Annotated in this window: 10 protein-coding genes; 9 read left to right on the forward strand and 1 reads right to left on the reverse strand. The window is 62.8% G+C overall.

The features are described 5' to 3' along the window. Positions 1 to 15: 15 nt before the first annotated feature. The 8 genes from NKL04_RS31845 to NKL04_RS31880 all read left to right on the forward strand — a co-directional run bounded on the left by NKL04_RS31845 (position 16) and on the right by NKL04_RS31880 (position 9,047). Positions 16 to 1,116, forward strand: coding sequence for an ABC transporter ATP-binding protein (locus NKL04_RS31845; RefSeq protein WP_023699750.1), 1,101 nt, complete (start codon positions 16 to 18; stop codon positions 1,114 to 1,116). Between the two features lie 2 nt (positions 1,117 to 1,118). Beyond that, positions 1,119 to 2,039, forward strand: a complete 921-nt coding sequence (locus tag NKL04_RS31850) for an ABC transporter permease (protein ID WP_352724890.1) — start codon at positions 1,119 to 1,121, stop codon at positions 2,037 to 2,039. Beyond that, positions 2,032 to 2,832 (forward strand): ABC transporter permease, encoded by an 801-nt coding sequence (locus tag NKL04_RS31855; protein WP_023671766.1) that lies wholly within the window; start codon positions 2,032 to 2,034, stop codon positions 2,830 to 2,832. The genes NKL04_RS31850 and NKL04_RS31855 overlap by 8 nt, the downstream gene beginning before the upstream one ends. 23 nt (positions 2,833 to 2,855) lie before the next feature. After that, positions 2,856 to 3,890, forward strand: a complete 1,035-nt coding sequence (locus tag NKL04_RS31860; protein ID WP_023699747.1) for an ABC transporter substrate-binding protein — start codon at positions 2,856 to 2,858, stop codon at positions 3,888 to 3,890. Between the two features lie 62 nt (positions 3,891 to 3,952). Further along, positions 3,953 to 5,149 (forward strand): serine hydrolase domain-containing protein, encoded by a 1,197-nt coding sequence (locus NKL04_RS31865; protein ID WP_023699746.1) that lies wholly within the window; start codon positions 3,953 to 3,955, stop codon positions 5,147 to 5,149. Positions 5,150 to 5,181: 32 nt separating this feature from the next. Further along, the gene (locus tag NKL04_RS31870; protein WP_023699745.1) at positions 5,182 to 6,363 is read left to right on the forward strand and encodes a serine hydrolase domain-containing protein; all 1,182 of its coding nucleotides are present in this window, start codon (positions 5,182 to 5,184) and stop codon (positions 6,361 to 6,363) included. A 114-nt stretch (positions 6,364 to 6,477) separates the two neighbouring features. Further along, on the forward strand, positions 6,478 to 8,799 hold the full coding sequence (locus NKL04_RS31875) for a Tex family protein (RefSeq protein WP_023699744.1): 2,322 nt from the start codon (positions 6,478 to 6,480) through the stop codon (positions 8,797 to 8,799). 65 nt (positions 8,800 to 8,864) lie between these two features. Further along, complete coding sequence (locus NKL04_RS31880) at positions 8,865 to 9,047, forward strand: hypothetical protein (RefSeq protein ID WP_023820690.1); 183 nt, start codon at positions 8,865 to 8,867, stop codon at positions 9,045 to 9,047. A gap of 11 nt (positions 9,048 to 9,058) precedes the next feature. Here NKL04_RS31880 and NKL04_RS31885 read toward each other — a convergent pair whose 3' ends face one another. After that, positions 9,059 to 9,970, reverse strand: a complete 912-nt coding sequence (locus NKL04_RS31885) for a LysR family transcriptional regulator (protein ID WP_023686321.1) — start codon at positions 9,968 to 9,970, stop codon at positions 9,059 to 9,061. Positions 9,971 to 10,075: 105 nt separating this feature from the next. Here NKL04_RS31885 and NKL04_RS31890 point away from each other — a divergent pair, with 105 nt between their 5' ends. Continuing rightward, positions 10,076 to 11,272, forward strand: a complete 1,197-nt coding sequence (locus NKL04_RS31890) for an acyl-CoA dehydrogenase (protein WP_023699743.1) — start codon at positions 10,076 to 10,078, stop codon at positions 11,270 to 11,272. Positions 11,273 to 11,356 lie beyond the last annotated feature (84 nt).

An 11,356-nucleotide genomic window follows, 5' to 3' on the forward strand; every position in this document is an offset into this window, starting at 1 on the left:
ACAGTGAGGCGTATCGTGCCGGAAAAACCGGATCGGAATGCAATTGAAGTCGTAAACGTCAGTAAAATTTTCGGATCGGGTGAGGGGCAGGTTGCTGCCCTCGATACGGTCTCGGTATCCATCCGCGAGAATGAGTTCTTCACCCTGCTGGGACCATCCGGCTGCGGCAAGACCACGTTGCTGCGGCTGATTGCCGGCTTCGACTTTCCAACCGCCGGCGAAATCCTCCTCTACGGTCAGGACATCGCGCCGTTGCCGCCCTTCAAGCGGCCGGTCAACACCGTCTTCCAATCCTACGCGCTGTTCCCGCATATGACGGTCGCCGACAATATCGGCTTTGGCCTGGAAATGCTGGGCAAGCCGAAGGCCGAGATCAAGGCGCGCGTCGCCGAGATGCTGAAACTGGTGAAGATGGAGGCGCTGGCGGGCCGCCGAACCAGCCAGATCTCCGGCGGCCAGCAGCAGCGCGTGGCGCTCGCCCGGGCGCTGGCGCCGCAGCCCAAGGTGCTCCTGCTCGACGAACCGCTCTCGGCGCTCGACTACAAGCTGCGCAAGGAAATGCAGATCGAATTGAAGCGGCTGCAGCACGAGACCGGAATTACCTTCATCTTCGTCACCCACGACCAGGAGGAAGCGCTGACCATGTCGGACCGCATCGCGGTGATGTCGTCGGGCAAGATCCTGCAGGTCGGGTCGCCGCGCGACATCTACGACCGGCCGGCCGAGCGTTTCGTCGCCGACTTCATCGGCGAGTCGAACTTCCTCAAGGCGGATGTGGTTAGCGCGACTGGTGGCCGGGCGACGGTGAAGCTGCCGTCTGGTGTGGAAATCCCAGCCTCGCTGCCGGAAGGCTTCAGCCCCAGCGGCAAGGTCACCATCGTCGTGCGTCCAGAGCATGCGCAGTTGGGCACGGCCAGCCCGAGCGCTTCGCTGTCCGGTACCGTCGAAAACATCGTCTATCTCGGCACCGACACGCACTTCCATCTGCGCCTTGCCGGTGGCGAGCCGTTCATCGTGCGGCGTCAGAACAGCCGCGGCGCCGGTGACGGCTTCGTGCAGGGCGGCCAGATCGGCATCACGATCGGCAACGACGCCGCGCAAGTGCTGAAGGACTGATCATGGCGACCGCGGAACAAGTCGCCAAGGCAGCGGAGCGGCGCGATGTGCGCGACCGCTGGCTGCTGTCAGCGCCAGCCTTGCTGGTGATCTTGCTCGCCGCGACCGGCCCCTTGCTGATCGTGCTGATCTACTCGTTCCTGACGCCTGGCCCCTATGGCGATGTGAAGTGGCAGTTTTCGCCCGATGCCTGGCTGTCGGTGTTCATGGAACGCGACATTTTCGACGATACGCTTTCGCTTGCGGCAGCGCATGTCACCATCTTCTGGCGCTCGATCAAGCTGGCGGTGATAACGACGATCGCCACTTTGGCATTGGGGTTTCCAACCGCCTATTTCATGGCGACGCGCAGCGAGAAAACCAGGGATCTCTGGCTGTTCCTGATCACCATTCCGTTCTGGACCAACCTTCTGATCCGCACCTTCGCCGTGCTGCAGATCATCCGCAACGAAGGCATCATCAACACCATCCTTATCAAGCTTGGTATCGTCTCGGCGCCGGTGCAGATCCTCTTCACCGACACGGCGATTCTGATCGGCATGGCCTATGTCTATCTGCCGCTGATGGTGCTGCCGATCTATGCCAGCATGGAGAAGCTTGATTTTCGCCTCGTCGAGGCGGGCTACGACCTCTACGCGACCCGTCTCAAGGTATTGCGGAAGATCATTTTCCCGCTGGTCAAACCCGGCGTCATTGCCGGCTCCATCCTGGTCTTTATTCCAGCCCTTGGCGCCTATGTGACGCCGAGCGTGCTTGGCGGCGGCAAGAATATGATGCTGTCCAACCTGATCGAATTGCAGTTCGGCCAAGGCCGCAACTGGCCGCTCGGCTCGGCGCTGTCGATCACGGTGATGATCATCGTCATGGTGGCGCTGCTTGCCTATGTGCGCAATGCCGGCAAGTCGGGGGCGCGGCATGGCTAAGAACTTTTCCATCAAGCACCAGACCGGCTTCACGGTGATCGCTGCGACCTGTTTTATCGTGCTCTATCTGCCGATCATCGTGCTGGTCGCCTATGCCTTCAACGCGGCGAACTCGACGTCCGAATGGGGCGGCTTTTCGATGCGCTGGTTCCAGTCGGCTTGGCAGAACGTGCAAGTTATCGACGCGACGCTACGCTCGTTCCAGATCGGCGCCGTCGCTGCGGTGCTGTCGACAATCTTTGCCACCATGGCCGCGCTCGCCACCACGCGCACCGCGTCCTATCCGGGCCTCACCTTCAAATATGCGGCGATCAACCAGCCGCTGATGGTGCCCGAGATCGTCACCGGCGTGGCGCTGCTGATCTTCTTCTCGCGCATCAAGATCTTCACCGGCTATTCCGGCATTGGCTATCTGATCGCCGCGCACACGGCGTTCTGCATCCCGTTCGCCTATCTGCCGATCCGGGCGCGGCTGGAAAACATGGACCTGACGCTGGAGCGCGCGGCCGCCGATCTGTACGCGACGCCTTGGAAGACCTTCCGCCGCATCACGCTGCCGCTTTTGTGGCCCGGCATACTGGCCGGACTGATGCTGGCCTTCGTCATCTCGCTCGATGACGTCGTCATCACCGAGTTTGTCAAATCGGGCGGCCAGGATACGCTGCCCACCTACATGCTCGGCCAGATCCGCCGCGGCATCACGCCTGAGATCAACGCGATATCGACCGCCTTCCTGCTGCTTTCGGTCGCGATCGTCACGTTGTTTTTCTTCGTCAGCAGGAAAAGAGACTGAACCGACAAATGGGAGCTAAAACCATGAACTGGAAAACAACGACAGCCGCCATCGGGTTGGCGCTGCTCGCAACGACGAGCCTGGCCCGCGCCGATGGCGAGCTGAACATTTACAATTGGGGCAACTATACCAGCCCCGATGTGATCAAAAAGTTCGAAGCCAAATACAACGTCAAGGTGACGATCACCGATTACGATTCCAACGATACGGCGCTCGCCAAGGTACGCCAGGGCGGCACCGGCTTCGACATCGCCGTTCCGTCGCAAACCTACGTGCCGATCTGGATCAAGGAGGGCCTCGTGCAGGAGACCGATCCGGGCAAGATGGAGAACTTCAAGAACGTGGCGCCGGAATGGGCCAATCCAGACTTCGACCCCGGCCGCAAATATTCCGTGCCGTGGGCGCTGGGCACCGTCGGCGTCGTCGTCAACACCGATGCCTACAAGGGACCAGCCGACAGCTGGGGCATCATCTTCAACACGCCGGACGAGCTGAAGGGCAAGACCAATGTCGTTCCCGAGATGAATGACGTTATCTTCGCGGCGATCAAATATGTCGGCGGCCAGCAGTGCACCGACGACAAGACGGTGCTGAAGAAGGTGCGCGACACGCTTGTCGCGGCCAAGCCGAACTGGATCGCCATGGAATACAACACCATCGAAAAGATGGGCGCCGGCGACTTCAAGGCGACCAGCGACTGGAACGGTTCGGCGCTGCGTCAGCGGCTGGCCAATCCGGCCATCCATTACAATTATCCGAAGGAAGGCTACGGCCTGTGGAGCGATAACGTCGTCGTTCTCAAGGAAGCCAGAAATGTCGAGAACGCCAAGCTGTTCCAGAACTTCATCATGGATCCGGAAAACGCGGCCGGCCTCTCGGCCTTCCATCGCTACGCAAACGCCATTACCGGCTCGGACAAGTACATGCCGGCCGATATGAAGGATGCCCCGGAAGTCGTCATTCCGGAGGCTGCGAAGGCACAAGGCGAATTCCAGAAGATGTGCGCGCCTGAGATCCAGGACATCTACACCAAGATCTGGACCGAACTGCAGAAATAACCGCAGTCTGACAGACCCGGCGGCATGCGCCGCCGGGTCTTTTCTTTTCCGGAATGGCTTTCATGGACTCCTATCGCAACAGCGATCCGCGGCCGTCGATCATGCAGGGCTCGCCGCCTCAAATGGTGCTGCCGAAGCTCGACTGGGACCGGCCGCCATGGAATCGCTGGGCCTTCCAACACATCCGCGAATTCCTGCCGACCATCGAGGTCTGGCGCGGTAATGGCCATCGCCATCGTCTTGAGCGCGCAGAGACCGATCTCGACGCGCTGCCGGTGGAAGACAGCAAGGGCCGTCCGACGACGCTCGTTGGCCTGCTCGACGAGACCTACACGGACGGCTTCCTGGTGCTCAAAGACGGCAAGGTCGCCTATGAGCGCTATTTCAACGGCATGGCCGAGCGCACGCTGCATCTGTCGCAGTCGATGGCGAAGTCGGTAACAGGCACCGTGTTCGGTATTCTGGTTGGACGCGGCTTGATCGACCCGGCCAAACCGGTGACCGCCTATCTGCCGGAGCTCGGCGCGACCGGCTGGGACGGCGCCAGCGTGCAGCATGTGCTGGATATGACCACCGGCGTGCGGTTTTCCGAGGACTACACCGACCGTTACTCCGACATCGGCCAGGTTGATGTCGCCACGGGCTGGAAGCCGGTGCCGCCGGACAGCGATCCGGATTTCCAATGGCCGCCGCATCTGTTCGAGTTGATCCTGCAGCTGAAGGACAAGGTGCGGCCGCATGGCGCCGCGTTCGAGTACCGCTCGATCGAGACCGACGTGCTTGCCTTCATCATGGAGCGGGTCACCGGTAAACGGCTGGCGCAGCTGGTGTCCGAGGAGCTGTGGCAAAAGCTCGGCGCCGACGAAAGCGCTTGCTTCACGGTCGACAGCGCCGGCTATGCGCTGGCCGATGGCGGCTTCAACGCGACGCTGCGCGATTACGCCCGCTTCGGCCAGCTGATCCTCGACAAGGGCCGCGGCATCGTGGCGGCCGACTGGATCGAGGCGACGCGCAACGGCAGGCATGCGCCGGATTTCAATCCGAGCCTGCCGGAGGGCAGCTATCGCAACCAGTTCTGGATCGAGAATCCGCGCACGCGCGCTTTGATGTGCCGAGGCGTGTTCGGGCAGATGATCCATATCGACTGGGACACCGGCATGCTCGTGGTCAAGCTTTCGACCTATCCGGATTTCAGCAATGTCGCCTATTCGGTGGCAACGCTGAAGGCGGTGCACACCATCGCCATGGCGCTTGGTTGACCCACAACAAATCACCCTCTGAGGAAACGTTCATGACCGGCAAGACCGCGTTCGAGACCCGCTACGGCTTTGCCCGCAATGAGGTGCTGCTCTCCAACTGGCGCGAAAGCCCGTTCAACCGCTGGTCGTTCCAGAACCTTGGCGAGCTGGTGCCTACCGCCCCCGTGGCGGCGACGCCGGGAAGCGTCGAGGCACCGGTGCGGGACCTGAGCGGCCTGCTCGGCGAAAACGTCTCCGTCGCCGGCGCGCCGGAGACGGTGGCCGAATTCCTCACACGTTCGAGCAGCGACGCGCTGACGGTGATGAAGGCTGGCAAGGTCATCGGCGACTGGTTCGCGCCCAATATGGATTTCGGCGCCCGTCACATCATCTTCTCGATCAGCAAATCGGTCACCGCCATCATCGCCGGCATATTGGAAGGCGAGGGCGTGTTCGATCCGGAGGTGCCGGTCACCCAGTACATTCCGGAAGCCGCCGGCTCGGCCTATGCCGATGCAAGCTGCCGGCATGTGCTCGACATGAGCGTCAGCCTCGACTTCGAGGAGGCCTATCTCGATCCCGAAAGCGCCTTTGCCCGTTACCGTCGCGCCACCCTGTGGAACCCGGGCGGCGGCACTGAAAGCTTGCGCGAATTCATTCTGACCTTGCAGCGGCTCGAAGAACCGCACGGCAAAACCTTCCGCTACCGTTCGCCCAATTCCGATCTGCTCGGCCTGCTGCTCGAACGAGCTTCCGGCCAGCGCTTCCCGGACCTGATGCGCGAGAAACTGTGGCTACCGCTGGGTGCTGTCAGCGAGGCTTCGATCGGCGTCGACATGGAAGGTACGGCGCGCACCGCCGGCGGCATTTCGGTGACGCCGCGCGACCTGGCGCGTATCGGCGAGATGATGCGGCAGGGCGGCACGGCCAATGGCCGGCGCATCGTGCCGGAAGGCTGGGTGCGCGATACGACCGTTGCCGGCGGCAGCGCGGAGGCCTGGCAGCGCGGCACGATGGTGCATCTGTTCCCGAAGGGCCGCTATCGCAACAAGTGGTACCAAACCGGTGCGGCAAACGGTGCTTTCTGCGGCATCGGCATCCACGGCCAATGGCTCTACGTCGATCCGAAGATGGAAGTGGTGATTGCAAAAATGGGGTCGCAGCCGGTGCCTGAAGATTATCCGCTCGAACGCGAGATCGTTGCCTTTTTCGAGGCGCTGAGCGGGATGGTCTGAGGACGAGCCAAAGCAAGGCGCTTTCCTGTGGACCTCTTTGACGCTTGAGAACACTGCGGTTGGCGTGACGGACATCAGCGCCTATGGTCGCCGCTCTTTGCGACAGGGACCAGCATGGCAGCAGACAGCAAACGCATCGCATCCATCATCGCGGCAGAGATCGGGGCGCGGCCGGAGCAGGCATCAGCAGCTATAGGGCTGCTCGATGAGGGCGCGACGGTGCCGTTTGTGGCGCGCTACCGCAAGGAGGTCACCGGCGGGCTCGACGACACCCAATTGCGCGACCTTGCCGAGCGATTGGCCTATCTGCGCGAACTCGATGCGCGCCGCGATACCATTCGCAGTTCGATCCGCGAGCAGGGCAAGCTGACCGAAGAACTTGAGGCCAAAATTGTGGCTGCCGCCACCAAGGCTGAACTGGAAGACATCTACCTGCCCTACAAGCCCAAGCGGCGCACCAAGGCCGAGATCGCCCGGGAGCGCGGGCTGGCGCCATTGGCGGAGGCTATTTTGGCCAACCGGTCGTTGGTGCCCGCCGAGGCGGCGCTGGCTTATGTGACCGAGGATGTGACCGACGCCAAGGCCGCACTGGAAGGCGCACGCGACATCCTGTCGGAACAGTTTGCGGAAAATGCCGATCTGGTCGGCAAGCTTCGCACCTACATGAAGGAGCGCGCTTTCATGCGTGCCCGTGTCGTCGACGGTAAGCAGGAGGCCGGGGCGAAATTCTCCGACTATTTCGAGCATGTCGAGCGTTGGGCAAATGTTCCGAGCCACCGCGCGCTGGCCATGCTGCGCGGCCGCAACGAAGAGGTGTTGTCGCTCGACATCGAGGTCGATGCCGACGATGCCTCGCCGGTGAAGCCGGTCGAGCGGATGATCGCCAATGCCTACGCCATCGGCGGCAGCCTGCCGGGCGACCGCTGGCTGATGGAAGTCGCCGGCTGGACCTGGCGGATCAAGCTTTCGCTGCACCTGACGCTCGATTTGATGCGCGACCTGCGCGAGCGGGCGGAGGAAGAGGCGATCCATGTCTTTGCACGCAACCTCAAGGATTTGCTTCTGGCGGCACCCGCCGGCTCGCGGCCGACCATGGGGCTCGATCCCGGCATCCGCACCGGCGTCAAGGTCGCGGTGGTAGATGGCACCGGCAAGGTGCTGGCGACGACGACCGTCTATCCATTTCCGCCGCGGAACGATGTGCGCGGCACACAGGCCCAGCTCGCAGCACTCATCCGCCAGCATAAGGTCGAGCTGATCTCGATCGGCAACGGCACCGGCAGCCGCGAGACTGAAAAGCTGGTCGCCGACATGCTGTCCGACATGCCTTCGGATGGTAGGCCAAAGCCGCTCAAGGTGATCGTCAGCGAGGCCGGCGCCTCGGTCTATTCGGCCTCGGCGACAGCGGCGGCTGAGTTTCCCGGGCTCGACGTGTCGCTGCGCGGTGCGGTGTCCATAGCCAGGCGGCTGCAGGATCCGCTCGCCGAACTGGTCAAGATCGAACCGAAATCGATCGGCGTCGGCCAGTACCAGCATGACGTCGACCAGTATCGGCTCGGCCGTTCGCTGGAAGCGGTGGTGGAGGACGCGGTCAATGCCGTCGGTGTCGATCTCAACACCGCCTCGGCGCCGCTCTTGGCCCGCGTGTCAGGCCTAGGCGCTTCGCTTGCCGACGCCATTGTCGCGCATCGCGATGCGACCGGGCCGTTCGCCAGCCGCAAGGAGCTGCTCAAGGTAGCGCGGCTCGGACCGCGCGCGTTCGAACAGTCCGCAGGCTTCCTGCGCATTGCCAATGGCAGCGAGCCGCTCGACGCCTCGTCGGTCCATCCGGAAGCCTATGGCGTGGCCAAGAAGATCGTCGCCGCCTGCGGTCGCGATGTGCGCTCGCTGATGGGAGACAGTGCCGCGCTCAAGGCGCTCGATCCGCGCGTCTTCGTCGACGAACGGTTCGGCCTGCCGACGGTGCGCGACATCATTGCCGAGCTGGAAAAGCCCGGCCGCGACCCGCGCCCCGGCTTCAAGACCGCAACCTTTGCCGATGGCATCGACGACATCAAGGATCTGAAGCCCGGCATGCTTCTGGAAGGCACCGTCACCAATGTCGCTGCCTTCGGCGCCTTCGTCGATATCGGCGTGCACCAGGACGGGCTGGTGCATGTCTCGCAACTGGCCGATCGTTTCATCAAGGACGCGCATGAGGTGGTGAAGGCCGGCGACGTGGTGAAGGTGCGGGTCGTCGATGTCGACATCAAGCGCAAGCGCATCGCGCTGTCCATGCGCAAGGACGGCGGCGAGGGCGGGACGCCGAAGGGGCCGCGCGACAATGGCGGCGGCAAGCCGGCGCGACCTTCGCCGATGCCGCAGCGTCAGCCGGAACGACCGGCACAGCAAGGCGCGTTTGGCGCAGCACTGGCCGATGCCTTGAAGCGGAAGTAGCCTCGAATGGTTCCTTGCAATCGCTAGAGCGTTATCTACCATCCTTGTGTGGAGATACGCGCGATATGGCAAGTTTCGAGAAAGTGAGTGTCCAAGAGTTGGGGCGTCTTTGGGACGAGGGCATGGCGAGTGGCAGTTCGGTCGATGGAGACCAGGCTTTCGCCCGGATCAAAAGCAAGCTCGATGCGAAAGTTGCCGAACGCAAGTCGCAAAAACGCTGCGCTTCCAGCCGGAAACCGTGCCGATGAAGCGGAAGTAGCTACCAGGCCAGAACGGCCGGTTCCTTCTCAACCTGGCCCAGCAGCCAGTCGCGAAAGCTGACGACGGGCGGGTGGCCGCGCTTGTCGTTCGGGACGACGAGGTAGTAGGCGCTGCGGCTTTGCATCGGCTGTCCCGGCGCCGGCACGAGCTGACCGCGCTGCAATTCGCCGGCGATAAGAACTTGCGGCAGGAGCGCGACGCCAAGCCCCGCCATGCAGGCTTGGGCAACGGTGCCGAATTGCTCGAACTGCATGCCGGGTCCGATCGGTGCGCTCAAGCCCTGTTCCTCGAACCATTCGCCCCAGGCCCCGGGACGCGTCGCCATGTGCAGCAGCGGCAGGCGGCTGATGTCGGCCGCAGTGGTGATATCGCGGCTGGCAAGGAAGTCGGGCGAAACCACCGGCATCACGGTTTCGCGCATCAACAATGTGGAATCGGCGTCCGGCCAGTCGGGCTGGCCATGATGGATGGCGGCGTCGAGCCGCTCGCGGGCGAAGTCGAAGCGGCCGATGCGGGTGACAAAGTTGATGGTGATGTCAGGGTTTTCTGCGACGAAATCCGGGATCAGAGGCATCAGCCAGCGCGTGCCGAAGGTCGGCAGTATGGCGAGGTTCAGCATGCCGCTATGCCGATTGCTCATCAATCCGAGCGCGGCGTCGCGCAATTGCCCGAGTGCCGCCCGCACGGCTTCGGCATAGATTTCGCCCGCCGTGGACAGCCGAACATTGCGGCTGTCGCGCTCGAACAGCCGGCGGCCGAACTGTTCCTCCAGAAGGGCTATCTGGCGGCTGACGGCCCCTTGGGTCAAATCGAGTTCCTGGGCGGCAGCGGTGAAGGAGCCAAGGCGGGCCACGGCCTCGAAGGCGGCAAGGGCGCTGGTGCTGGGTAAAAGCCGGCGTTGGACGTTCATGATCCATTACTAAACCTCATTGATCTGTGATGCAATTTTGTTTGATTTTTCCGAAGCGGAGGTGGATAAGCCCGAGCACTTCAAGATTTGGGAGAGGGCGAAGCCATGGCCGCCGACAAGAACGCGTTCGTCTGGGAAGACCCCTTCCTGATCGAGAACCAGCTTTCCGAGGATGAGCGTATGGTGCGCGATGGCGCGGCCGCCTTTGCCGCCGACAAGCTCGCGCCGCGCATCGAGGAGGCCTATCTCGAGGAAAAGACCGACGCCGGCATTTTTCGCGAGATGGGCGAGGCCGGCCTGCTCGGCATCACCATTCCCGAGGAATATGGCGGGCTCGGCGCCAATTACGTCACCTACGGGTTGGTGGCGCGCGAGGTCGAGCGGGTCGATTCCGGCTACCGGTCGATGATGTCGGTGCAATCGTCGCTGGTGATGTACCCCATCCATGCCTATGGCTCGGAAGAACAGCGCAAGAGGTACCTGCCGAAGCTGGCTTCGGGCGAATGGATCGGCTGTTTCGGCCTGACCGAGCCGGATGCCGGTTCCGATCCGGGCGGCATGAAGACGCGGGCCGAGAAGACGGCGAACGGCTACAAGATTTCCGGCTCGAAAATGTGGATATCCAACGCGCCGATCGCCGACGTGTTCGTGGTCTGGGCGAAGCTGAAGGGCGACAACGGCAAGGACGAAATCCGCGGTTTCGTGCTGGAGAAGGGCATGAAGGGGCTGTCGGCGCCGAAGATCGGCGGCAAGCTCAGCCTTAGGGCCTCGATCACCGGCGAGGTGGTGATGGAAGGCGTCGAAGTCGGCGAAGACGCGCTGCTGCCCAACGCCAGGGGCCTCGGCGGCCCATTCGGCTGCCTCAACCGGGCCCGCTACGGCATTTCCTGGGGCGCGATGGGCGCCGCCGAGGATTGCTGGCACCGGGCCCGGCAGTATGGACTCGACCGCAAGCAGTTCGGCAAGCCGCTCGCCGGCACGCAGCTGTTCCAGAAAAAGCTCGCCGACATGCAGACCGAGATTGCGCTCGGCTTGCAGGGCTCGCTGCGCGTCGGGCGGCTGATGGATGAAGGCAAGATGGCCCCGGAAATGATCTCGATCGTCAAGCGCAACAATTGCGGCAAGGCGCTCGACATCGCGCGCCAGGCCCGCGACATGCATGGCGGCAACGGCATCCAGATCGGCTACCACGTCATGCGCCACGCGCAGAACCTGGAGACGGTCAACACCTATGAAGGCACGCATGACGTGCATGCGCTGATCCTTGGCAGGGCTCAGACGGGGATACAGGCGTTTTTCTAAGCTGTGCCGAATTCAAGTGAGGCCGGCCTGCAAATGGCCGATACCTGCGCTTCCGGTGCTCGCGTACCAAAAGTACGCTCTGCT

Origin of the sequence: Mesorhizobium sp. C264A (assembly GCF_040324515.1) — a bacterium.
Taxonomy (GTDB): Bacteria; Pseudomonadota; Alphaproteobacteria; order Rhizobiales; family Rhizobiaceae; genus Mesorhizobium.

Excerpts from the sequence above, each read along its gene's own strand:
- NKL04_RS31870 (WP_023699745.1), top strand. The coding sequence starts at position 5,182 with ATGACCGGCAAGACCGCGTTCGAGACCCGCTACGGCTTTGCCCGCAAT.
- NKL04_RS31850 (WP_352724890.1), top strand. The coding sequence starts at position 1,119 with ATGGCGACCGCGGAACAAGTCGCCAAGGCAGCGGAGCGGCGCGATGTG.
- NKL04_RS31855 (WP_023671766.1), top strand. The coding sequence starts at position 2,032 with ATGGCTAAGAACTTTTCCATCAAGCACCAGACCGGCTTCACGGTGATC.
- NKL04_RS31890 (WP_023699743.1), top strand. The coding sequence starts at position 10,076 with ATGGCCGCCGACAAGAACGCGTTCGTCTGGGAAGACCCCTTCCTGATC.
- NKL04_RS31865 (WP_023699746.1), top strand. The coding sequence starts at position 3,953 with ATGGACTCCTATCGCAACAGCGATCCGCGGCCGTCGATCATGCAGGGC.
- NKL04_RS31860 (WP_023699747.1), top strand. The coding sequence starts at position 2,856 with ATGAACTGGAAAACAACGACAGCCGCCATCGGGTTGGCGCTGCTCGCA.
- NKL04_RS31875 (WP_023699744.1), top strand. The coding sequence starts at position 6,478 with ATGGCAGCAGACAGCAAACGCATCGCATCCATCATCGCGGCAGAGATC.
- NKL04_RS31885 (WP_023686321.1), bottom strand. The coding sequence starts at position 9,970 with ATGAACGTCCAACGCCGGCTTTTACCCAGCACCAGCGCCCTTGCCGCC.
- NKL04_RS31880 (WP_023820690.1), top strand. The coding sequence starts at position 8,865 with ATGGCAAGTTTCGAGAAAGTGAGTGTCCAAGAGTTGGGGCGTCTTTGG.